Annotated in this window: 24 protein-coding genes; all 24 read right to left on the minus strand. The window is 39.5% G+C overall.

Features of this window, described 5'->3' with window-relative positions:
- Window positions 1-30: 30 nt before the first annotated feature.
- The 24 genes from J7E77_RS23755 to yabG all read right to left on the minus strand — a co-directional run bounded on the left by J7E77_RS23755 (window position 31) and on the right by yabG (window position 23546).
- Entirely contained in the window at window positions 31-1044 is a 1014-nt protein-coding gene (locus J7E77_RS23755) for a serine/threonine protein kinase (RefSeq protein ID WP_214717329.1), read from the minus strand.
- Window positions 1013-1750, minus strand: coding sequence for a vWA domain-containing protein (locus tag J7E77_RS23760; RefSeq protein ID WP_168241471.1), 738 nt, complete (start codon window positions 1748-1750; stop codon window positions 1013-1015). Before J7E77_RS23760 ends, J7E77_RS23755 begins: the two co-directional genes overlap by 32 nt.
- Before the next feature lie 94 nt (window positions 1751-1844).
- On the minus strand, window positions 1845-4319 hold the full coding sequence (gene spoIIE, locus J7E77_RS23765; RefSeq protein ID WP_214717303.1) for a stage II sporulation protein E: 2475 nt from the start codon (window positions 4317-4319) through the stop codon (window positions 1845-1847).
- Between the two features lie 299 nt (window positions 4320-4618).
- Window positions 4619-5056, minus strand: a complete 438-nt coding sequence (locus J7E77_RS23770) for a S1 domain-containing RNA-binding protein (RefSeq protein ID WP_088084937.1) — start codon at window positions 5054-5056, stop codon at window positions 4619-4621.
- A gap of 95 nt (window positions 5057-5151) precedes the next feature.
- Window positions 5152-5535: an FtsB family cell division protein gene (locus J7E77_RS23775; protein ID WP_214717304.1), complete on the minus strand. Its 384-nt coding sequence runs from the start codon at window positions 5533-5535 to the stop codon at window positions 5152-5154.
- 13 nt (window positions 5536-5548) lie between these two features.
- Complete coding sequence (gene yabQ, locus J7E77_RS23780) at window positions 5549-6181, minus strand: spore cortex biosynthesis protein YabQ (protein ID WP_214717305.1); 633 nt, start codon at window positions 6179-6181, stop codon at window positions 5549-5551.
- Window positions 6178-6480, minus strand: a complete 303-nt coding sequence (gene yabP / locus J7E77_RS23785) for a sporulation protein YabP (RefSeq protein WP_168241468.1) — start codon at window positions 6478-6480, stop codon at window positions 6178-6180. Before yabP ends, yabQ begins: the two co-directional genes overlap by 4 nt.
- Window positions 6481-6556: 76 nt before the next feature.
- A complete protein-coding gene (locus tag J7E77_RS23790; RefSeq protein WP_088084933.1) occupies window positions 6557-6832 on the minus strand; it encodes an RNA-binding S4 domain-containing protein in 276 nt (91 codons plus the stop codon).
- An 18-nt stretch (window positions 6833-6850) separates the two neighbouring features.
- Window positions 6851-8317 (minus strand): bifunctional methyltransferase/pyrophosphohydrolase YabN, encoded by a 1467-nt coding sequence (gene yabN / locus J7E77_RS23795; protein WP_214717306.1) that lies wholly within the window; start codon window positions 8315-8317, stop codon window positions 6851-6853.
- Window positions 8318-8319: 2 nt separating this feature from the next.
- Window positions 8320-9930 (minus strand): putative polysaccharide biosynthesis protein, encoded by a 1611-nt coding sequence (locus tag J7E77_RS23800; protein WP_214717307.1) that lies wholly within the window; start codon window positions 9928-9930, stop codon window positions 8320-8322.
- Between the two features lie 123 nt (window positions 9931-10053).
- Window positions 10054-10590, minus strand: a complete 537-nt coding sequence (spoVT, locus tag J7E77_RS23805; protein ID WP_214717308.1) for a stage V sporulation protein T — start codon at window positions 10588-10590, stop codon at window positions 10054-10056.
- 241 nt (window positions 10591-10831) lie between these two features.
- Window positions 10832-14377 carry a transcription-repair coupling factor gene (mfd, locus tag J7E77_RS23810; RefSeq protein ID WP_214717309.1) on the minus strand — a complete coding sequence of 1182 codons (3546 nt, stop codon included), beginning with the start codon at window positions 14375-14377 and terminating at the stop codon, window positions 10832-10834.
- A gap of 97 nt (window positions 14378-14474) precedes the next feature.
- Window positions 14475-14705 carry an anti-sigma-F factor Fin gene (fin, locus tag J7E77_RS23815; protein WP_168241463.1) on the minus strand — a complete coding sequence of 77 codons (231 nt, stop codon included), beginning with the start codon at window positions 14703-14705 and terminating at the stop codon, window positions 14475-14477.
- Window positions 14706-14850: 145 nt separating this feature from the next.
- Window positions 14851-15411 (minus strand): aminoacyl-tRNA hydrolase, encoded by a 561-nt coding sequence (pth, locus tag J7E77_RS23820; protein WP_214717330.1) that lies wholly within the window; start codon window positions 15409-15411, stop codon window positions 14851-14853.
- Window positions 15412-15585: 174 nt separating this feature from the next.
- The gene (locus J7E77_RS23825; protein ID WP_168241462.1) at window positions 15586-16218 is read right to left on the minus strand and encodes a 50S ribosomal protein L25/general stress protein Ctc; all 633 of its coding nucleotides are present in this window, start codon (window positions 16216-16218) and stop codon (window positions 15586-15588) included.
- A 159-nt stretch (window positions 16219-16377) separates the two neighbouring features.
- A complete protein-coding gene (locus tag J7E77_RS23830; RefSeq protein ID WP_214717310.1) occupies window positions 16378-17334 on the minus strand; it encodes a ribose-phosphate diphosphokinase in 957 nt (318 codons plus the stop codon).
- 23 nt (window positions 17335-17357) lie between these two features.
- A complete protein-coding gene (gene glmU, locus J7E77_RS23835) occupies window positions 17358-18731 on the minus strand; it encodes a bifunctional UDP-N-acetylglucosamine diphosphorylase/glucosamine-1-phosphate N-acetyltransferase GlmU (protein WP_214717311.1) in 1374 nt (457 codons plus the stop codon).
- Between the two features lie 191 nt (window positions 18732-18922).
- Window positions 18923-19213, minus strand: coding sequence for a septation regulator SpoVG (gene spoVG / locus J7E77_RS23840; protein ID WP_003347151.1), 291 nt, complete (start codon window positions 19211-19213; stop codon window positions 18923-18925).
- A 153-nt stretch (window positions 19214-19366) separates the two neighbouring features.
- Window positions 19367-19741 carry a RidA family protein gene (locus tag J7E77_RS23845; RefSeq protein WP_168241459.1) on the minus strand — a complete coding sequence of 125 codons (375 nt, stop codon included), beginning with the start codon at window positions 19739-19741 and terminating at the stop codon, window positions 19367-19369.
- Between the two features lie 15 nt (window positions 19742-19756).
- Window positions 19757-20575, minus strand: coding sequence for a pur operon repressor (gene purR / locus J7E77_RS23850; RefSeq protein WP_214717312.1), 819 nt, complete (start codon window positions 20573-20575; stop codon window positions 19757-19759).
- A gap of 56 nt (window positions 20576-20631) precedes the next feature.
- Window positions 20632-21501, minus strand: coding sequence for a 4-(cytidine 5'-diphospho)-2-C-methyl-D-erythritol kinase (gene ispE / locus J7E77_RS23855; RefSeq protein ID WP_214717313.1), 870 nt, complete (start codon window positions 21499-21501; stop codon window positions 20632-20634).
- A 380-nt stretch (window positions 21502-21881) separates the two neighbouring features.
- Window positions 21882-22067: a small, acid-soluble spore protein, alpha/beta type gene (locus J7E77_RS23860; protein ID WP_168241456.1), complete on the minus strand. Its 186-nt coding sequence runs from the start codon at window positions 22065-22067 to the stop codon at window positions 21882-21884.
- A 122-nt stretch (window positions 22068-22189) separates the two neighbouring features.
- Window positions 22190-22453, minus strand: coding sequence for a biofilm formation stimulator Veg (gene veg, locus J7E77_RS23865; RefSeq protein ID WP_066249244.1), 264 nt, complete (start codon window positions 22451-22453; stop codon window positions 22190-22192).
- Window positions 22454-22661: 208 nt separating this feature from the next.
- A complete protein-coding gene (gene yabG / locus J7E77_RS23870; RefSeq protein ID WP_214717331.1) occupies window positions 22662-23546 on the minus strand; it encodes a sporulation peptidase YabG in 885 nt (294 codons plus the stop codon).
- Between the last annotated feature and the right edge of the window lie 89 nt (window positions 23547-23635).

A 23635-nucleotide genomic window follows, 5' to 3' on the forward strand; every position in this document is an offset into this window, starting at 1 on the left:
TACGAATGACCTTGGGAATAGTTTCAACAATTACAGCAATTTATTAAATGTGTACCAGCCATATAAAAGACCTAACACGATCGCTATTAACCAAAATTCCATCCAGCCACTCTTTTTTTTCTTTTTCCGATAGTGCTGCCTTGTTACAGGCTGGTTCCCTTTTGAATCTGGCCGGGGCGGCTGTTTTTGGGAAGGTTTGGTCGGACCAATGGGCTTTAATAGCGGATCGGGCATTTTTTTATCGACCATAAGATCTAATAAGTCTGCTCTCATTTGTTTAGCGCTGCTATAATGGCCTTGAAGTGCTTTTAGGATGACCTTTTCCCACGCTAGCAGTTCCGGCTTCTGTCGGATCGCATCTCTTAATTGCGATATTCCTCCACTGGTTTTCGTTAATCTTTTTGGATAGGCGGTATTAATCATAATCATTGCCACTGCAAACAGGTCATAGGAAGGCTCAGCTTTCCTAGACCCCAGTCCCCAATAACCGCGGTCATAGAACTCCGTGAATTCCTTAATCGCTCTTCCTTGAATGGTCGTGCCGCCAACATCAATACATCTTATTTTTGGAGGAGGACCTGTGACGATTAAGTTTTCTGGCTTTAGGTCACCGAATACCCAGCTATTTTCATGAAGCTTGTCTAAATCATTTAAAAGCTGCAAAAATAACACACTTGTCCAGGATTTCCCCTTTTGTTGTAAAAAAGATAAAAAGTCTGGTCCTTGGATATATTCCATCACATAAAAGGAAATGCGTCCGTTATTACTCTGCCAATCATCGACATCAAGCAAAGAAGGTCCAAGGGTTGGGGGTCCCTGGACCTTTGCTAAGGATTTTAAAACATTTACCTCAGAAGTGATTGACATACCATTATCACTCATTTTTAAAGCGACTTGAGTGCTATTATGCTCAGCAAGGTAGACCACCCCGTTTGCTCCAAATCCAAGTTCCTTTATAATTTTATACTTTTTTAAATGCCATTTCCCTGAAATGATTGTCCCTTGGCTTACCTTACATTGACTCTTCAAAGTATGATTCATCATCACGTGAAAGCAGGCTCCTTAGGGATTGTTTTTCTTCGAAAGAGGATAACGCTGTCCGTAACGCGGGCCCTGTCGGTGTTATTCCTCCAGTGGACAACTGGGAGAATACACTTGTCAGAGTTTGCAATTTAGGTGTCCAATCCAGCAATTTTTCGACATCTTTCTTTTTCCCGGGAAATACATATACCGAAAATTGATTATCTCCTGTTCGAGCGTTCAAGCTTAGAGAGAGGTCAAGCAGGGCTTCTTTAACTGTCGGAAGTTTGTGTTTCATACTTGCGCTTGTATCGACAAGAATCAACACTTCTAATTCGACAGTTTCTCCTAATTCATCGACAACCTCCATCACTTCGCCCCGTTTTTCAGGCGGGAGGTCTTCCATTGTTTGCGATCGTCCCAAAATTTGTTGCAATTCACGGTTAACCACACCCTGAATAGTTTGGTTCATCGCCTTACGAGTCACCATTTGCACGGTTTGAGAGAGCTGCTGGGCATAGACAATCTGACTGACTCCCCCGCCTGACATCGCGATCCCATCAATTTCGGTCATTCCTTTTTCATCAATGGTATCCTGCTCCATCACACCAATGACATTAACAGTGATTCCTTGTTCTTTCGCTAGTGCAGCCATGGCAATTGGATCGTCCCCTTGATTGGAACATCCATCGGTGATTAGTAAAATTTGGCGAATTTTCCCTGTATACATAACCTTCTCCCTTCACAACATGTATTGGTACCATTTTCGACGGGATCTAAATGATTTATACATATTTTAATGAGAGACGGTATAAAATACTCTATTAGGCCTGCCGTTTCAGTTTGGGAACAGGAATGGATGCCCATTTTGGCGTATTGTGTTTTATTTTCGCTACGGTCACGGTCATATCATCATGGATGATTTCAGATCTCGATCGAATGACTTCCTCGAGAATTAAATCAGCTACCTCCTGCGGATTATCTGTCTCTAATCCTTGTAATTTTCTTTTCATCCATAAATCATAATTTTCTACATGCAAGGGACCTTCAAACACCCCATCGCTCATCATAATTAGTAAATCTCCAGCTTTTAGTTGTTCACTGACCACATCCACTTCAAATTCTTGAATCATTCCTATTGGCAGATTGCTTGCCTGAATTTTAATAATCTTACTCCCTCTTTTAATAAAGCTTGGTGTGGATCCAATCTTAAGGAACTTGGCTGAAGCATTTTGCAGATCAATCATCGCTAAATCTAATGTAGAAAAAATTTCATCCTGCGTCCGGAGCGAAAGTATGGAATTAACAGATTTAATTGCTACTTTTTCCTCGATTCCTGATTGGAGGATTTTTTGTAATAGAAGCAGTGTTTCTTTACTCTCGTAATGGGCTCTCTCCCCATTTCCCATTCCATCACTAATAGCTATCGCATATTTACCTAATCCAAGTTCAATCGTCGAATAGCTGTCTCCAGATACAAGCCCCCCATCCTTGGCAGCATGGGCCACTCCTGTTTCTACCGTAAACGCCTTTGATGATCTGAATGTCACACGGCAAAAGTCATTCGGTATGGTTGCACATTCTTCCTTATTAACGACAATGGTTTCACCGAGAATATCGGATAACATCGGTGCGATTAATTTGTCACATTCACCATGGCCATCGCAAAATGGCAAAGACATCTCAATATCGACATTTCCTTGCTCGAGGCTATAGATTTCCACCTGTTCTATATGGATTCCGAACGATTGCATGGCCTCCATAATTTGTTCTTCCTGCTTGTGGTGGTTTTCTCTTTCCCGTTGGATCTCTTTCGCGAAATTATCCATCACTTCAGACACACCTAACAATTGATCCGCAACTAGTCTGCGGCTTTCCTGAACCTGCTTTTTCAACTTTTGATTGGCTTGAAAAAACATTAATTCTTGCCCAATCGATTCGTACACTCTTTTTGATCGCGTACAAATCTTTTCCCATTCTCGCGATAGTTTAGAAGAAACATTCCCGTCGTTTTGATCCATTTCATGAATAATTTCTTCCATATAGGCATAGGTTGTATTAAAATTGTTCGCCCAGCATTGATCCTTCTTAAAGCATGTTTGGCAGGTTTTTTCGGTTACGTTACTCATAAAATAATCCATTTCACGTTCATTTTGCTCTTCTTTTGGTTGGATCTCCATTTGTGAAAAGCTTTTGGACAAGGCATGGAAGACATTAGAGAATTGTGAAACCCGCTGTGCCGTAACATCGCGCATCTTACGCATATATTTTTGCTGCTCTGCTGTGTACTCCGGTGTACCAGGGATATACTTTGCTAATCGAGAAGTTAATACCTGAGGTGTTAAGAGGAATAAGAAGATGGCCGCAGCTGACTCCAATACAGTAAGCAGGATGGACCCTCCGCCTTCCCCATACATGCCAATTAGGAGCGTTGCGATAAATAATCCAATTGAAACACCTATTTTTTTACCTTCCTTCATCAAGCCGCCCAAGACTCCTGAAAAAGCAAGTAAACTCATATGGTAAAAACTAGACACGCTAGCAAGACTAAAAATTAACCCAGTGACAACCCCAACTGTCGAACCGACTGTTGCACCAGCTATAAAAGAAAACACTAATACTAGGTATCTCGACATAATATGCTCAATCGAGAGGTCATAAACCTTCCAGCCAATCGTCCCCGTCATAATCGAAGCGAGCATAATGATTAAACAAACGATTTCTTCCGTTTTTAACAATTGTCTCCGTTTATTAAAGGTTAGTAATGGGATACTTTGTAAAAAAATTAACGTCAAAATAAAAGCAAGACTTGTTTGAACTCCGACCATCATTAAATCATATAGAGTCAATTGCTTTGAAAGTATAAACGCTTCAGCCAATTTCCCCAGCCCAAGCACAATACCGACAATAAAAGGTGTCGATTTCATTTCATTCCTTAACCATTTCTTGCATATTCGGAAAACTACCATGTAGCTAAGCGTAACTACGAAGGTAAATGCCGCATTTGTTAGCGAAATGGTCACTGCACCGATAATCAATCCGATCAAGGCAAGCGGTGCCCGATCTCGTTTAATTAAATAAACAGAGGCAAAAAAGGGAAGGCAAAATGGAGTCAACTTTGCCAAAATCAAGGCCCGTCCCAGCAAAAAACCCACCAATAATAACAGGTACCCCTTTTTTATGAAAAAGGACTCTAGCATTAGTTGAACTTTTTTCATTCCACTCTGCAAAGCCCATTTCGATGAATGCAGATTAACTTCTCTGACTGGTTCTATGAAACTAGCATTTGTCTTTTCCATAAATCACACTCCCTATTCTTTCATCGTTCAGATAATTATAAAATTAATAGTCAGAAAAGTTTGTCAAATTAGTGAACAAGCAAAAAGAATCGTTCGACGGTTTTCACTATTATCATTCAAATAATAGTAATTAGTGTCGTTGGGTGTCATCATTGGGTGTCAGGCACCATGTGAAGAATTCACATGGTGCCTGACACTTTTTTATTGAAAAACAAAAAAAGACAGGCCATTTAGACCTGTCTTAGATTTATAGATATTGAGTAAGGCCACTCTTATTCTGATAAAAGTTAGCAGCAAGTTTACCCCCGCTTAGCTCCTCTTCCTCCACGCTTGGACTCTGTGTGCCGTTTTAAGGAAGATAAACGATCCTCACTATCTTTTAAAAATTTTGCCATTTTGGTTTCAAAATTTTCCGGCTTAGCATTATTGCGATCGTTGTTTCTACCCTGACGAGGACGTTGTGATTGTGAGTTTGAATGGGACCTTTGCTGCGTCTCTGGTCGATCCTTCGCTTTTTTAATCGACAGTCCAATTTTCCCATCCTTCTCAACATTGAGGACTTTTACCTCAACTTGGTCGCCAACCTTTAAATGATCATTAATATCTTTCACATAGTTGTCCGCAACCTCGCTGATGTGTACGAGTCCTGTTGAGCCACCCGGCAGCTCCACAAACGCTCCAAAATTAGTAATTCCTGTTACCTTCCCCTGTAACTTGCTGCCTACTTCAATTGACATAAAAAGAATGTTCCTCCTTAAAAGTATAAAAAATCAATCTTACTCTATATTATACAAAAAGAAAAAAATCAGTGTCAATATGGCTACAAATTGGTTCATTTCCCCTTTTTTTCATCAGGGATCGTAAAAATAATTTCATTTTTCTCAGAGAAGAAATATTCTTTTCTAGCTAACTTTCCAATATAATCATCATCATTTAATTTAATAATATTTTCATTGAGAATATCCTGCTGATTCTTTAAGTCTGTTAATTGGTGATTAAGTTCCTTTTTTTGAGCAATCTTTGCCTTGAGTTTAGCAGTTTGGGAAATGGTGCTGGAAATCATTAAATAAGAGAGAATACTGGCCAAAACCAAAAACATCGACAGCCGCCTTGCTAATAATTTCTTTTTCCTAGCTGAGGCAATTTCTGCATACTCCTGCTGTTTAACATATGTTGTCTGGATCTTTGACACACTTTTCTTTTGTTCTGCTCCCATTTCCCTCACCGCCTTACTCTTTTGGTTTTTTCCATCTATTTATCATCTTACTTATATAATTCCTGATTTTGTGAAAATTTCCTGCCGTATTATTATATAACTTCTCGACGGATTTTTTAAGACCTTTCGGCAAAAGTTTCCAAAAAATTAACATAATTTTTTGTAACGGTACAAAAATAATCTTTAGGATAAATAGTAAAACCTTACCCATAAATCTAACAAGGGTTAAAAGCCCCCTGCCAGTTGAAATGATAATGATAATAATTAGCTGAATAAGACCCAAGATTGGTTTATAAATCAGGAGATGGAAAGCTTTTTTTATAAAGCGGCTGACAGCTATCGTTGTTTTAATCGATACCTCCAGCAAGTGAAGGTAAATCCCTTTAAATAAACTCTGGTAGGCGGCAAATCCACAAATAAGCGCGAGGAAGATATAAAATCTTAATTCCCCATTATTCACTAAAAATAACGTGTAAAATATGATCACAGCTTGGATCATCCAAAATAATAAATCATTAAAGAATACAATCCACTGCTTTCTTTTCGGCCGATTTAAAAACCGCTGATAGGTATCGAACATGGCGCCGAATAATGACCCCATTCCTATCATTGAAAGCAACGTAATAAATTGAGTCGAGAGGGTCATCGGAATAACTTACTAAAGAATCCTTTAGCTTTCTCCCCGTGCTGTTCGTCAAGGTAAACTAAATCAAAAATTTTCCCCTTAATCGAAACAATCCCCTTTTCTACATCGAGATTTTTCATTTGCAAATTTTGTCCTTTGATCGCTAAAAATCCCATTGATGTTTCTAATAAAAATTCTTCATTATCAAAACTTTCCACTTGCTTGACACCGGTAATCTCAAGAAGTTTTCTGCCTCTCATGATGACGTCATGGTCTGGAACACTGCTCTTTGTTGGATTATTATCATAATACTGGCTCATTAACATCCCTCACAATCATTTGTACAACCTTTTTGATACAATTTATGTGAAGGATTTGAAAATTAGAACTCGGTTACTACATTGGAAATTCTGTGGAGCCAATTCTTTCTTCATTGATAATCGTATACATCTCTGCTGCTTCCTCTTTGCGGGTGGTATCCTGGATCCGGTCAATCCTTGCGGTAACTTTTCTTTGCCCCAGTCGGATTGTTAATTCATCCCCGACTTTAACCGTTGAAGAAGCTTTGGCCTCTTTCCCATTAATTTCGATTCTCCCTTGATCAGACACCTCTTTTGCTAAAGTCCTTCTTTTGATTAATCGCGATACTTTCAAAAATTTATCTAGACGCATGCGTAAACTCCCCTTTTTCTAAAGTCCTAATAACTTTGCTTCGTCCCAGTATAGGTCGAGTTGTTCCAGTGTATGTTCTTCAAAAGTCCTGCCACTGTCCTTTACTTTTTCCTCAACAAATTGAAAACGGCGTGTAAACTTTTCATTCGTTTCGAACAATGCTTCTTCTGGATGGATCTTTAGGAACCTGGCAACATTGACAAACGCAAATAGTAAATCGCCAAATTCCCCTTTAGCCCGTGCCATGCCCTCGTCTGTTCCGTCTAATTCATTCACAAATTCTTCGAGTTCTTCTTTCACTTTCTCCAGCGCAGGTGTGATTTCCTGCCAATCAAAGCCGACCTTTGCTGCTTTCTTTTGCAATTCATACGCTCTTAACAAATTCGGCAGGGCCATTGACACTCCTTCAAGTAAAGAAGAAGGCACTTCACCTTTTTCCTGTTTCTTAATTTCCTGCCAGTTTCTTACCACTTCTTCGGCATTTTCCGCCTGACCATTTCCAAACACATGGGGATGGCGGCGAATCATTTTCGCTGATAATCCTTCAATAATGTCATCAATCGAAAAATAACCATCATCTTCACCGATTTGGGCATGGAGCATGACCTGAAGCAGTACATCGCCCAGTTCTTCGATTAAATGGTCAATATCTTCATGGTTAATTGCGTCAATTACTTCGTAGGTTTCTTCTATTAAATATTTTTTTAAGGATTCATGGGTTTGCTCTCTATCCCATGGGCAGCCAGTTGGACTCCTAAGTTCAGCAATAATTTCCCTTAACTTTGAAAAATTCTTCAATAGGATTTGTTCCTCTTTGACTGGCGGAATATAAACGGACGTCAGATTGTTAATCGATACATTTCGGTCCAATTCAAACAATGGAACTTTTTCGATTATTTCTTGACTGCTCCCTGCCGCTGTAACGATATAAACCTGATAATCATCTGGTAATTTTTCCATTAAGGTTAATTTAACGTTGGAGGCAACAAATTGGTCATATACTTGGCTCACAATCATATGTTGGTCAATTTGCAGTTGTGATGTGTTGAGTGATGTCCCATCAAGTAACTGAAACCCCTCAATCGGGTCAATCTTTAACGAGGTAAATAAGGCATCAATAAAACTTTGTCCACCGCCAATGCTTATTTCAATATCCCTTGTTGGACCATACGCTAAAAGAAGCTGCACTGCCCGCTCTGCTACTAGTGGATGTCCTGGAACAGCATAAACAATCGTCTCGCTTTCTGCCTCTTGCAACAGCGTCTCGACAATTTCTTCATATACTTCCTCGAATTGATCGTGTTTTTCATAGATGGAATCAAATGAAGTATACCTTAATCCTTCTTTCTCCAACTCAGAGACCACCGGATGTTCCTTCGTCCGCAAAAATAACGAGTTTGCTTTAAGTAACTTCTTATATACACCAACAGGAATTTGTTCCAAATCTCCTGCACCTAAACCAAGAATTTCAATCCTTCTTACCATTGTTAATTCCTATCCTTTCGGGCCAATAATTTTATTAATGTACTTCCAAATGGAAATAGCGCCAATTCTTCCTCACGAAAGACTTTGCCTCTAATAATAATCAATAAAAAGAGGAAACCACCAACGATTACCGCGCTTAACGATTGAAAGACAGCTTCGATTCGACCATAATCATCCGAGCCGAACATATATAAATAAACCTTTAAAAAGAGGACCATCGATGCGGTGGCCATTATGATCGTTCTCCAAAAGTGAAGGGAGAATAGCGAAATCCGAACGACTTTTTTAAATTGAATGAATAGCAGTGCTGTGACCATTCCCAGCGAAATAAGTGATGAAATGGCAGCACCCATTGTTCCATATAAGGGTACCAAATAAACATTTAGGATATATTTTAACGGAAATATACATGCAACTGCGATGGCTGGAAATAGCAGCACACCCATGCCCTGCATAATGGCGATAATCGTTGCGGTAAGCGACGTAAACAAGATTACAAAACTCAATACCCCTAACACCGCTGAACCAGCTTCATTTTCAAACAGCATCGTGTTAGTCGGTTTAATGATCGCCCATAGACCTGAAGAGGCACCTAAACCGAAAATGATACTCACTTTAAGAGCTACTTGAATTTTGTGTTGTAAAAATTCAGGTTTGGCAGCCAACCGCTCTCTTGTGATTAAGGGAACAAGGGTTAAAGACATGGAGGTGGCAGCAATCGTTCCTAACTGGATTAATGGCTGTCCACGGTCAAATATCCCCTTAAGGCTTTTAGCCACTTCTCTATCAATCCCGCTTCCGACAAGCAGGGAGTAGAGATTCAAAGCATCGGCTAATTGGATAAATATCATGAGCATCCCGCTAATACAAATCGTGAGACCCTGATAGACAAGGGCCTTAAAGATCTTTTTTGCATCGTTTGCATATCTCTGAAACATTCCTTGCCTTGGTGCTACTACCTTCCATTCTTTACGTATCCATAAAAACATAAACAAGATAATTCCTGAGATCATACTGCCGGTAATCGAACCAAACATGGCCCCACCGCCGACAAGATAGAAGGAATAACCCTTTTCCATAAAAAGAGAGGCCAAAAAGAGAATCGTCAATACTCGTGTGGTTTGTTCCCCTACCTGTGATAGTGCCGTTGGGACCATGTCCCCAATCCCTTGGTAATAGCCTCTCAGAATCGACATCATTGGAAACAACAGAAACACAATCGAGACTACCCTTAATAGAATCGAGAGATGGGGGTCATTCATCCAAACAGCGATTGCTTTTGCACCAAAGTAAAGAATTAGGAAACAGATAAAACCAAATAATTGCAAATAAATAAATGATACAAAAAGAAGCAGGCGTGATTTTTCGTCATCACCTTTTTGCTTCTGCTCCGCATAGAGCTTTGAAATGACGACTGGAAAGCCTGTCGTCGAAAGGACAATGGCCATCCCATAAAACGGATATACTTGCTGATATATGTAAAAGCCAATATCTCCGACAATGTTTTGAAAAGGAATTCGATAAAAGGCACTTAAAATTTTTGTAATAAGGGCCGCAAGCATTAGAATAAAGGCTCCTCTAAACAGAGCCTTTGATTGATTCACAGACTTCATTCATTCACCTACTAAAAAATACAAACTCGAAGGTAATTATATCATGGGGAGTTCCCTTTTAAACTAAATAAAAAAGACAGCAATGGCTGTCTTTTTCAAATTTGTTAAATAGGATTAGTTCTTTTATGACTCCATTTGTCGAGCTAAGAAACCAGCTGCTGTTTCAACAGCCTTCTGCTCCACTTCGCCAAGAGTTCCTTCTTTAGAAAAAATGATAACTGCCCCGATTGGATCACCATTTGCAATAATAGGGCCGATCGTATATGAAGTTATTGCTTCTTCATTTCCATCCACTAAGGCGATATCACCCTTTTGAGTGAACAGCAATGAATTTCGTTCTTCCATTGTTTTTTCAACTACATCACTAATATTTTTATTTAAGTACTCTTTCTTAGAACCGCCTGCCATTGCAATAACGGTATCTCTATCACAAATTAATACAGGGTTCCCGAGGCTATCGAAAAGTGCTTCAGCATATTCTTTGGCAAAATCACCCAATTCACTTATAGGTGAATACTTTTTTAAGATGACTTCTCCGTCTCGATCAACGAAAATCTCTAACGGATCCCCTTCGCGGATACGCAAAGTTCTGCGTATTTCTTTAGGAATGACAACACGACCCAAATCATCGATTCGACGAACTATTCCAGTTGCTTTCATCCAATGTTGCCTCACTTTCATCTGATGATTATTCAACTTGGCGATGACGGTTTTTCCTTTTATTGTAATCATCACCAACTTTGAACTTAGTATCTTTCATCTGGAAAGTTCTATACATAAACGTTATAATTTTTCAAATATATAACAATTATCCCAAATTGGATAAAGCAGGATTCCAGTTAATTGCTTGGGGGCAAACCCACAAGCGGTCCACTTTCTACCAATGTTTAGAGGAATCCAGTTAATTTACTGGATTTTCATGACCCTTTTTTGCTTGGGACAGTGCCTTAACCATTTCAAAGGCAATATTCAGCCATTGTGAGGTTTTATACTCCTTGACCTTGATCACAATTTTCAGCCTAGGACCTTCCATTCCAGGGGTAACATTTCGGCCAAATTGGCTTCCAATATGAAAAATCTTACTTCCATCAATCGTGTTGGTAACCTGTTCATTCACTAAAATGGTTATTTCCTGTTTTAGCTGCTTAATTTGTTCCACCCCATTTAAAAGGGCATAAACCTTCATTTCAGCGATTTGGAATAGGCAGGAAACCTCATCCGGATATTCACCAAACCGGTCCAACATTTCCGCTTCAAGCTCTTCAATATCTGCAAGAGTCTCGGCCCCTCTAAAACGTTTGTACATTTCTATTTTTTGATGCCCATCCTTAATATATGTATCCGGAATGTAGGCATCAATTTCAAGGTCAATTTCTACCGATTTTTTTACAGCTGCTCCAGCAACGCCGATGTTAACCTTACGCTCTTCAATGGCTTCTTTCAACATTTGCGAATAAAGATCAAAACCGACGGAGTCAATAAATCCATGCTGCTGGGCCCCTAGTAAATTTCCTGCCCCTCTTATCGATAAATCGCGCATCGCAATTTTAAATCCTGAACCTAATTCAGTAAATTCCTTGATCGCTTGAAGGCGTTTTTCAGCGACTTCTGTTAATACTTTATCTTTTCGATAGGTGAAATAGGCGTAGGCAACACGATTAGACCTTCCCACACGACCACGGAGCTGATACAGCTGAGAGAGCCCCATGCGATCCGCATCAAAGACTATTAATGTATTAACATTCGGAATATCCACACCTGTTTCAATAATGGTCGTACTAACAAGAACATCAAATTCGCCAGCTAAAAAGCCAATCATCACCGCTTCTAATTCATTTTCTGTCATCTGACCATGGGCAAAAGCCACGCGCGCATCGGGGACAAGCATCGATATTTCCTCGGCTTTGCGTTCAATGTCTTCCACTCGGTTATATAAAAAGTAGACTTGTCCGTCGCGGGCTAGTTCCCTTTCAATCGCTTCCCGCACCAATGATCCATTATATTCCATCACATAGGTTTGCACAGGAAAACGATTTTCAGGCGGTGTTTCGATAACCGATAAATCTCGGACCCCGAGCATCGACATGTGAAGAGTTCTAGGGATCGGTGTTGCCGTCAATGTTAATACATCGACATTCGTTTTTAATTTCTTAATTTTTTCCTTATGGGTAACCCCAAACCGCTGCTCTTCATCAATGATCAACAACCCTAAATCACGATAAACAATATCTTTTGAAAGCAGGCGATGTGTTCCTACGACAATATCAATCGTACCCGCTTTTAAACCTTTAATGGTATCCGTTTGTTGTTTTTTCGAGCGGAAACGGCTTAATAGGCCAATATTAATCGGATAATCCTGAAATCTCTCCCTTAACGTTTCATGATGCTGCTGAGCCAAAATGGTTGTTGGCACAAGTAAAGCGACTTGCTTCCCATCTGCGATGCCCTTGAAGGCCGCGCGAATCGCTACTTCTGTTTTTCCATAACCTACATCGCCGCAAAGGAGGCGGTCCATCGGACGTGGTCTTTCCATGTCCTTCTTAATCTCATGAATCGATCGTAACTGATCGTCTGTTTCTTGGTAAGCAAACGATGTTTCAAAATCTCTTTGCATATCGCCATCAGGCGAATAGGCATAACCCACAGCAGCTTCCCGCTCCGCATATAATTTGATTAAATCGTCGGCAATATCTTGAACAGAGGATTGAACCTTTTTCTTTACCTTTTTCCAATCCGTTCCGCCCAGTTTATAAATTTTTGGCTCTTTTCCTTCTGAACCGACATACTTCATGACCAGGTCAATTTGTTCAACTGGAACATAAAGTTTATCTGTCCCCTGATAGCGGATATGGAGATAATCCTTATGAATTCCATTAATGACCAGCGTTTCAATTCCTAAATACTTACCGATTCCATGGTTCACGTGAACAACATAATCACCGATTTTAAGCTCTGAGTAACTCTTAATTCTTTCAGCATTTGATAGTTTTTGACGGTTAGTAGATTTTTTGACCCGTTTATTAAATAATTCTTCTTCGGTAATCACAGCTATTTTCTGGATCGACAGTTCAAAGCCCGTTTGCAGGTTTCCTTTCATAATCTGAACTCGGCCAGGTAACAGCTGCTGTTCACCCTTCGTCAAACTTGCAGTAATTTCATAGTCCTCTAGTACACGCTCTAATTTTTTTACCCGCTCTTCATCCGGTCCTAGAAATAAAATAGAATAATTGCTTTTCTTCCACCTGTCGATCTCTGCCTTTAATAAATGCATTTGCCCATGAAAGTTTTGCATTTGCTTACAGGAGACATTAATAATATTTTGCGGACTTGTATTGGCGACATGACGTAAAAACAAGGACATATAAACAATCGGTAATTCTCTTTTTTGCAGCAGAACTGAAAGGTCATGGGAAATATGTAAATCATGGATAATCTGGCCTGTGCCAAGTAAGCTTGTATACCATTCTGCCTCTTCTTTTACTAAGGAATCATTCATCTCTTGAACCCGGCTTATTTCGTCAATAAACACAAGGCCATTGCTTGGCAGATAGTCTAGTAAACTAGCAGCCCTATCGTAGGCTAGTGAAAGGTATTTAAAGACTTGGTCAGGCTTTTGACCGTTTTTTAACTGCTCCAATTCAAAACTTATATTTTGCGATAGCTGCATTTTTGCTTTATCATCTTTTAGTTTCCGAAGACTTTTACCTAATCCGGCTTCAAGATGATCAATAATGCGGCTATAATTGTCTGCCTCTAACACTACTTCTGTTGCTGGTCCAATATGAACCTCTGGAACCTTCTCTTTTGAACGTTGATCATCAAGCGAGAAATAACGAATCGAGTCAATTTCAGTATCGAATAATTCAATTCGCAGCGGATTTGCTTCGGTAAGCGGATAAATATCGATGATCCCGCCTCTTACACTAAATTCCCCTGGAGTTGTGACCATTTCCGCTCGGATATAACCCATTTTTACAAATGTATTTAAGGTTTTCTCGATCGTTATATCTTCCCCTAATTTTAACGAGAGCTGGTATTCTTTCCATAAAGACTTAGGAGGTACGATCTTCTTTAACCCTGCAATTGGGACAATTAATATTCCTTTATTATGCTTGCTCCAGTAGTTTAAAGCTTCAATTCTTTGGGCTTTTAATTCCGGACTGGCAATGCTCATCTCAGCAGCAATTAACTCATTGGCTGGAAAAAGAAAAACATCTTTCTCACTTAATAGATTGACAATATCATCATAGAGTTTTTGTGCTTGTAATAGATTGTGGGTGACGAGCATGATCGGCCTTTGCGTTTGTTCGTAGATAGAAGCGGTTAAAACTGTTCTTGACGAACCCGATAACCCTGCAATTAACTGTTCCTTTAATCCCTCTTCCACTCCCGCGATCACGGAATGGACATCTTCCTGCTTTAGAAATAACGATTTTAAAGCTTTCAAGGTTTCTCCTCCCTCCTCAACAAAATTCATATTAATAACGTTCTTATGTTAGTAAATTATAAATAGAAAAACGCTTTGGACGGTACTCCAAAGCTGGTTAATGAATAAGGAAATCGTATTGATGGTAATCTGGATTCCGCTCTAAAGCTTCCTGACAGTCTTCACAAATGGCTGTGATGTGAATATCGCCGGACGAGTCATACGCAACCATTTCCAGTCTTTCTTGATCTGTTAATTTATGAAGACCGAGGCTTTCGCTGTGTATCGATGCTTTATCAATTGAACCAAGTTTGGTACCACAATGACGACAATGGTAATGGATAGCCACGCCTGTCCCTCCCTAATCTAGGATTCCTTATTAGTATTAACCTACTAGGAGGAACTTATTCATTAGATTAACCGCTCGTATGATGATCCTTCCATTTCGTTTTAATGCTTTATTGTATGAAACAATGGCTTGTGTCATGAACAATTTACTGATTATATTCATTCATGACCTGTAAGAAGGGCTTTTCCAGCCATGACGAGCAGGCTTCTGCACTTTTCTTCACTGCATCCTCAGTTGGAGCCTTTTCGTCCGGATGAAAACGTCCTAGAACATAATCAGGCACACTCATTCCAGGCTGAGGGCGGTCAATTCCAATCCTTATTCTGTTGAACTGTTGTGTTCCAAGATGGGCTACTGTGGACTTAATCCCATTATGTCCGCCAGGGCTCCCTTTTTGTCGAAGTCTAATCTTTCCGACCGGCAAATCAAGATCATCATAAATTACAAGCAGATCTTCTATGTCAATATCATAATAATCCATGACAGCTCTGATTGATTCTCCAGATAAATTCATATAAGTAAGCGGTTTTAATAAAATTACTTTTTCACCACTATAAAAACCAATCCCATACAGTCCTTTAAATTTGGACTGGTTAAGTGGGATCGCAAATTTACTCGATAGAGCATCAATGACTTCAAAACCAATATTGTGCCTCGTCTGGTCATATTGTTTTCCTGGGTTACCTAAACCAACGATTAACTTCATCTGGGGTCCCACCTCTTCTGGCTTAGCCAACCTTTTAAATATTTTACGAAACATAGATTTTTCTCCCATAAATATTTAATGCGATAAAAGACGTAACCTGAAGAAGATTACGCCTTCCAACTCTTAATTTACATTGTGCTTGGAACATTGTCTAGCCCGAGCGCGATTGCTTTTCTATTCCGGAGTGGTCTCTCTTCCTTCTTCATTATCAGGATGTCCCGGTGCTTGTTGTTCACCTGCATTAATTTCCTCTTCTTGCTTTGGTGGAAGAATCGAAGCGATTACCTCATCATTCTCATGGTTAATCGTAAAAGAAGAACCTTGATATAGAATGTCGGCAATGGTTAATGTTTCACCTACTTGTAGGTTTGTTACATCCACTTCAATTTGCGGTGGAATATTATCCGGTGTCGATGTAACTGCTAATTGATGAAGCGGTTGCTGCATCACGCCGCCGTCTTTTACTCCTGCTGCATCCCCAACGAGAACAAGTCTTACATCCACATTAATTTTTGAGGATTTATCTACAGCTAAGAAATCAACGTGTATGATCTCTTTTTTAATAGAGTCCTCTTGGTAATCGGTTAAGACAACATCTTGTTTACTGCCATCTACATCAAGAGAAATAACACCATTCCTGCCCACTTGACGGATCGTTTTTGTTAAGTCTGCTGAACTAATCGACACAGGCTTACTATCAACCTTCGCACCATAAATAATCGCGGGGATGTTCCCGTTTTTTCTAATGGCCTTTAATGCGGAATGACGGAATTCCTTCCGTTCTTTTGCTTGTAGTACAGTACTCATATTTAGTTACCCTCCTATTTTATCAAAAACTGTCTATATAAAAATGCCCCAAAAGAGGGCGGTCTAAACATTTTTTTGGACTGTTTGTTCCAAAATAGGTAACTATACATAAGCAAAAGTAGGATCTGACCAAAGAGGCCAGACCCTTCATTCTTATCATCAATCAAACAAAGTACTTACAGATTGCTCCTCATGAACACGAATAATCGCTTCACCAAGCAGTGGTGCTACAGATAAGTTAATAATCTTATCAATCTTTTTCTCTTCTGGAAGTGCAATGGAATTAGTGATCACTAATTCTTTAATTTTTGAATTTTGAATTCTTTCGATTGCAGGACCCGAAAGAACCGGATGGGTACAGCAAGCATAAACTTCTGATGCGCCGTTTTCAATTAAAGCGTTCGCCGCGAGTGTGATGGTTCCAGCTGTATCGATAATATCATCAATTAAAATCGCCGTTTTCCCTTCAATGTTACCTACGATATTCATTACTTCAGCGACATTTGGTCTTGGGCGACGTTTATCGATAATCGCAATTGGAGCTTTCATCCGTTCCGCTAATTTCCGAGCTCTTGTTACGCCGCCATGGTCTGGAGAAACGATGACAATATCGCCATTGAATTCTCTAGTTTTAAAATAGTCAGCTAAAATAGGTACACCCATTAAATGATCCGTAGGAATATCAAAGAATCCTTGAATTTGTGGTGCGTGCAGATCAAGACAGATAACACGGGTTGCTCCAGCCGTTTCAAGCAGGGTTGCCACTAATTTAGCTGTAATCGGCTCACGAGCACGTGCCTTACGATCCTGACGTGCATAGCCATAGTATGGCATCACAATATTAATCGTTTTAGCAGAGGCCCTTTTTAACGCATCAATCATAATTAATAATTCCATAATATTTTCATTAACAGGCTGGCTAGTCGACTGGATGACATAAACGTCACCGCCACGAATACTTTCTTCAATATTGATTTGAATTTCTCCATCACTAAATCTTGTGACAGAACATTTACCTAATTCAACACCGATTACTTTAGCAATTTCTCTTGCAAGGGGACGATTGGAATTTAAACTAAATACCTTAAGATTTGGGTCTAAATATTGATTCGACATAATAGCCTCCTAAATTTCTTAGCCTATTTCTTTAGATTAAGCTTTTGAACGTAATTTTCCTTATTCACTTGCTGTGCCCGGGCAATCGATAAGGCCTCACTTGGTACATCTTTTGTAATCGTTGAACCAGCGGCCACATATGCACCCTTCTTAATCGTAACAGGAGCAACTAGATTTGAATTGCAGCCAATAAAGACTCCATCTTCTATTTTTGTTAAGAATTTATTTTTACCGTCATAATTCACTGTAATCGAGCCACAGCCAATGTTTACATCGGAACCTACCTCAGCATCACCAATATAGCTGAGATGGGAGGCTTTGCTTCCTTTTCCAAAGACAGCCTTTTTAATTTCGACAAAATTGCCAATCTTCACTTCATCCTGAATCGCTGATTCTGGACGAATATGGGCAAATGGCCCAATGTTGACTTGAGCACCGATCGAGCTATTATGGGCAACTGATTGACGGATTACCGTTTCAGCACCAATTTCACACGAAACGATTTCAGAGTTTGGTCCAATCTGACATTCTGCTCCAATCACTGTTTTGCCTTTGATCATCGTTCCTGGATAGATAACTGTATCCTGCCCTATTTCAACCTCTGTTTCTATATAGGTGTTCGCAGGATCAATAATCGTTACCCCATTCCGCATATGTGCTGCATTCGTACGGACACGCATAATTCGTTCTGCTTCTGCTAAAGCCACGCGGTCATTCACACCTAATGTTTCTTCAAATTCATCTGTTTGGAAAGCTGTGACAACTTCCCCCTGTTTTTTTAGAATTTCTATCACATCTGGTAAATAATATTCCCCTTGAACATTTTCATTTGAAACGTTCTTTAAGGCTTCAAATAATGCAAAATTATCGAAGCAATAAGTACCAGTATTGATTTCATTAATCTTTCTTTCCTCTTCAGAGGCGTCTTTATGCTCAACAATTTTTTCAACTAAGCCTTTTTTATTACGAATGATTCGGCCGTATCCTGTTGGGTCTTCAATTCTCGCTGTGAGGATGGTAGCTTTTGCAGCTAACTCTTCATGATGTTTAAACAGAGACTCCATCGTTTCAGCTTTGATTAGAGGAGTATCCCCACAAACAACAATCGTCACTCCTGCTTTCCCTTCGAGCAGGCTCTGTGCCTGACTAACAGCATGGGCAGTACCTAACTGCTGATCTTGTAGAGCATACCGACTGCTATCGCCCAGCTGTGCTTGCACCATTTCTGCCCCATGACCAATAATTGTGACAACTTCTTGTATATTAAGCTTCATTACTTGGTCAACCACGTGTTGTACCATTGGTTTTCCGCATACCGGGTGTAATACTTTATATAGCTTTGACTTCATCCGCGTTCCTTGCCCTGCAGCCAAAATCACAGCATAACGATTATGCATGTTCAAGTCCTCCAATTAACCTTTTTATCCATTAAAAATATTAACGTAAATGGGCGCTCTTTTCAAGGTATGTGAGGGAAGAGTCTAATTTTGTAATAATGAGTTAATTTACGAGGGAATAAAGGGGAGGGGATTAACTAAAAACAATAAAAAGAGCCTTCATAGAAGAAAGGCCCTAGTTGTAAAAATCCTTAGGAAGCTCCGGCTTCTTCAAATTCTACTTCTAATTCACCTAAACGGTGGTACTCAGCCAAAACAGCTTCTTGGATTTTACCGCGCGTTCCTGAATTAATTGGATGCGCAATGTCACGAAATTCTCCATCTGGAGTACGTTTGCTTGGCATAGCTACAAATAAACCGTTGTTCCCGTCAATAACACGAATGTCATGAACAACAAATTCATTGTCCAAAGTGATTGATGCAATCGCTCGCATGCGTCCGTCAGTATTAACTCGGCGTAATCTTACGTCAGTTACTTCCATGTGCTCACACCCTTTTCTGATATAAAAAGCTAAGTAATTAAATTCAACAACTTTTTCAGAAATCCTTCTTTATATTCAAAATATTTTAGAAAATTTAGGGCAAAATAGTGAACAATTGTAAACACAGGAGTAAATTAACAGAAATTAACTAAATTACTTAACGAGTGCGACAACTTCAATTTCAACTAAAACATCTTTTGGTAAGCGGGCAACCTCGACACACGAACGAGCGGGTTTATGGATCGAGAAATATTCACCATATACCTCGTTTAATGAAGCGAAATCATCCATATTTTTAATAAATACAGTTGTCTTAACGACTGTTTCAAAAGACGCACCAGCAGCTGTTAAAACTGCCTGTAAATTTTGAAAAACTTGGTGAGCTTGTTCTTTAATATCGCCTGTTACCAAGGCTCCATCAGCTGTTAATGGAATTTGCCCTGAGCTATAGAACATATTATTTACGGTAATTCCTTGCGAGTATGGGCCAATAGCCGCCGGTGCTTGATTTGTTTGAACTGTTTTCATCCAAATTCCCTCCAATTATTTAGTAAAATAATTTCCAGCTTGAACATTAATCTTTTTTTCCTTCACATCCACATCAGATAACTGAACGAGGGAAATATATTCATCGACTAGACGCTCCTGAATTTTTTCTGCCTCTACTAGAACTGCAATTCCAGCCAGATGCCCATTAAATTCCTCAAGCATGCTGATCATTCCCATGACAGTTCCGCCAGCCTTCATAAAATCATCGACAATAAGGACGCGTGAATCCTGTTTCATGCTTCGTTTTGAAAGGACCATGGTTTGGATTCTTTTGGCTGAACCGGACACATAATTAATACTTACTGTCGGCCCCTCCGTTACTTTACTATCTCTTCGAACGATGACAACTGGAACATTTAACTGACTTGCCACAGCATAGGCAAGAGGAATTCCTTTTGTAGCAACGGTCATGACCACGTCAATTTTTGCATCTGTATAGGCAGAGGCAATAATGCGCCCCGCGTTTTGCACTACTTGAGGATCCCCTAATATATCAGTTAAATATAAATATCCACCAGGTAAAAGCCTGTCAGGTTTAGCAATTAATTCACACAATTCATTAATAAAAGGTGCTGCTGCTTCTTGACTTACTTTTACAAAGAACTTTACCCCGCCTGAAGCCCCAGGCACTGTTTGTATGGTCCCAATTCCTCTTTTTTCAAACGTCTCTTTGATGATACCCAAATCTTCACTAATCGATGATTTGGCAGATGAATAACGATCTGCAAAAAAAGTAAGCGGAACTAGTTGCCGAGGATGATCTAGTAAATAATTTGTCATATCAATCAAACGTTCACTGCGGCGAAATTTCATAACATGCCCCCAAAAACACGAATATTCTAGTTATAGAATACCATTTTCGTACGTTTTTAATCAAGTGAGTGCCGTTCCCCTAACATGCGGACCGCAAATACTTGGTCACAGAATCCTCTTAATCCATTATAAATTCGATGCATTCTTGAATCATGCTGAACAATTCCAAAAACAGTTGGACCGCTGCCACTCATTAATACGGCATCTGCACCAAAACGTTTCATTTGTTCTTTTATTAATGCAACTTCAGGGTGAAGGTTTAAGGTAACATCTTCTAAAACATTCCCCACGTTTTTACATACCTTTTGATAATCATGTTCATTTATCGCTTCAATCATTCCCCGAATGTTTGGATGGGACATTTTATTGGTATCTAGTCTTCGGTATACTTCAGCTGTTGAAACCCCAATAAAGGGCTTCGCAAGGATCACCCAACATGTCGGCGGGGCAGGTAATTCGGTAATCATTTCCCCTCTGCCCTTTGCCAAGGCAGTACCTCCATAGACACAAAATGAAACATCTGATCCAATTTCGCTTCCTAGTTCGGCCAATTCATCCATTGTTAAACCGAGATTCCAGAGTTTACTTAAACCTCTTAATGTAGCAGCAGCATCACTGCTTCCCCCCGCAAGTCCAGCCGCAACGGGAATCGTTTTTTCAATCGAAATCAGCACACCTTTTTTTACATTAAATCGATCTTTCAAAAGCTGTGCAGCTTGAAAGGCTAAATTACGCTGGTCATCTGGGACATAGCGATTATGAGAATGAATATGTATTTTATTATCGTTTAATAACGATAATTCAACCCGGTCAGCCAAATCAATAGTGGTCATAATCATCTCCACCTCATGAAAACCGTCTGAGCGTTTGTGTAAAACATCTAATGCTAAATTTATTTTGGCCGGGGCTTTTACTAAAAGCTTCACTACGTCCACCTACTTCTTTATTGTCCAGTTCCAGCGCCTAGGGGCTCGGGGTCATAAGCCAATCCGTCAAGAAGGTCAAAGAACAACCTTCTCGCCGGCTCGTCTTACGCCTGTCGCCCCTGGGCAAGGCGCTTCTACTTTTCTAATTGTCCGAAAATCCACATTTTGTCCTATTTTACCACAAAATGATAAAACTAAGACGTGAGATATGATAAATCCTATCAAATTTCATATTTTATCATAGTTTTTTATAGAAAAAAGAAACTATTTGAGATGAAATGGAGTATAAAAATAATTTAAAGACCAGAGGATAGTTTCCTCTGGTCTCGCTGAAGTATGTGATTGATTAATATCAAAAGCGGAAGTGACTTATTTATAAGTTAAACTCTAGGACCCTGATTAGCCAAATGTTCTTGTGCAAGTTCAACGGCACGCTTGACCATATTCCCTGCATCCTTTGCCTTGATGCCGCCCCATCCTTCTTTTTGAACGACATCATAAAAGCCAAGCTCTTTCGCAAGCTCCTCTTTAAAGCGACTGGACATAATCCCTCTTCTTCTGCCCATTAAAACAACCCCTTTCATACTACAGCATTGTTAGTATGGGATAGATATAGAGTTTTCATGAAACTGTTTTAAAATAGCAAAAAGCGGTAAACAAATGTTTACCGCTGTGTATTGCTTATATTCTAATTTAAGGCTAAATGTCCTGATGCATCTTCGTAGAAAGTAATTTGAACTGTTTCTGTTAATACATCAGCATAGCTGTAAGAAACACGTTCAAATGAGTTTTCATCCTGATCTAATTCAATAACAAAAACAGATGGATAAGTTTCAGCTAAAACACCGGAACGTTCAATCGTCTTTCTGCGTCCTCCGTTGGCTTTAAGCAGTAATCTTTTCCCTAAATTTGTGTCAAGAGCCTTTTTAATATCGGCTAAGGTTTTTGGCATTCGGTCCACCTCACTGTGTAAAGTATAACACACTGACATAGTCATGTCAAACAAAAACATAAATTATATCAGTCAAACAAAAAGATTGTCAATATTTTTTATTCTACTTTTTCTTCTAAATTTCAACATTTTTATCGTTACCTTATTTGCATGGGAATATGTATCGGCTCAGAAATAAAAAAAATAAGCCTTATCGGACAGCAAAGGCTTATTCATCCTCTTCTTGGATTGGCCGATAAGGCATTCCCGTTCGTAACACTCCTCTTGTTTCAATTCCTCCAAGTCCCTTTTCACCTGTTAATGTGTTCTTTAACACGTCCCAGACATTAATTCTTTCCATAAAAGGTGTAAAACTGATTTTGGCGACAATATAGACTGGGTCGAGGGCGTGGATGTTAATTCTTGAGGGCGAACTGGCATAATTTGCCCCAGCATGAATCAATGATTCAAAGTGCGATTGACATGCTCCTGCAAAAATAACCAACTGATCTAAGTGGGGAATCTTTTTTCGTGCTTCCTTGACCGTTTGGACGAAATGTTTGGAATGACGATATGCATTAATATCCGTCATTTTTCCTTTTGCCTTTGAATACGCGTCATGTCCTGTAATAACAAGAATATCTGGGCGATATAAATCAATCAATTCCCCTATTTTTTCTGGCATCTCTTTTTCATTACAGTGTATACCTAAAACAGGGATTCCCACTTTTTCATACAGTGTCATACATTTCTTCAAATAGGATGGATCACCATCCAGATGGAGAACCTTCCCTGGCATTTGAAAATAATTACTTGGTTTTACATATCCTCCGGTCGCTTCATATTCCTGACGGTTCTTGATTAATTCAACATCCTGTTTAAACAGCTTAAAAGACTGTTCCTCTAGCGTCCGGTATTCATTCTTCAATCTGACTCTTTGATTATCGTCGATGACGACCAAATCTTCGTATGGTGCGTCTGCCACAAGGCGAAAGTCTTCTCCATATAGGACTGCAAATTTCTGGTCGTTTATTTTTCGAACATCTATCACGCGAAATAGAATGTCACAATTATACGAACGCCTGCCGACAATATCCATTAATTTTATATCCACTGCCGTCACTCCAATAAGACCAGCAAAAAGGCCTTTAAATAAAGTTTCTCTCATAGGCTATGCAAACCTTTGCTTTATTGTGAAAAAAA

It is taken from the genome of Bacillus sp. ISL-77, from assembly GCF_018613105.1.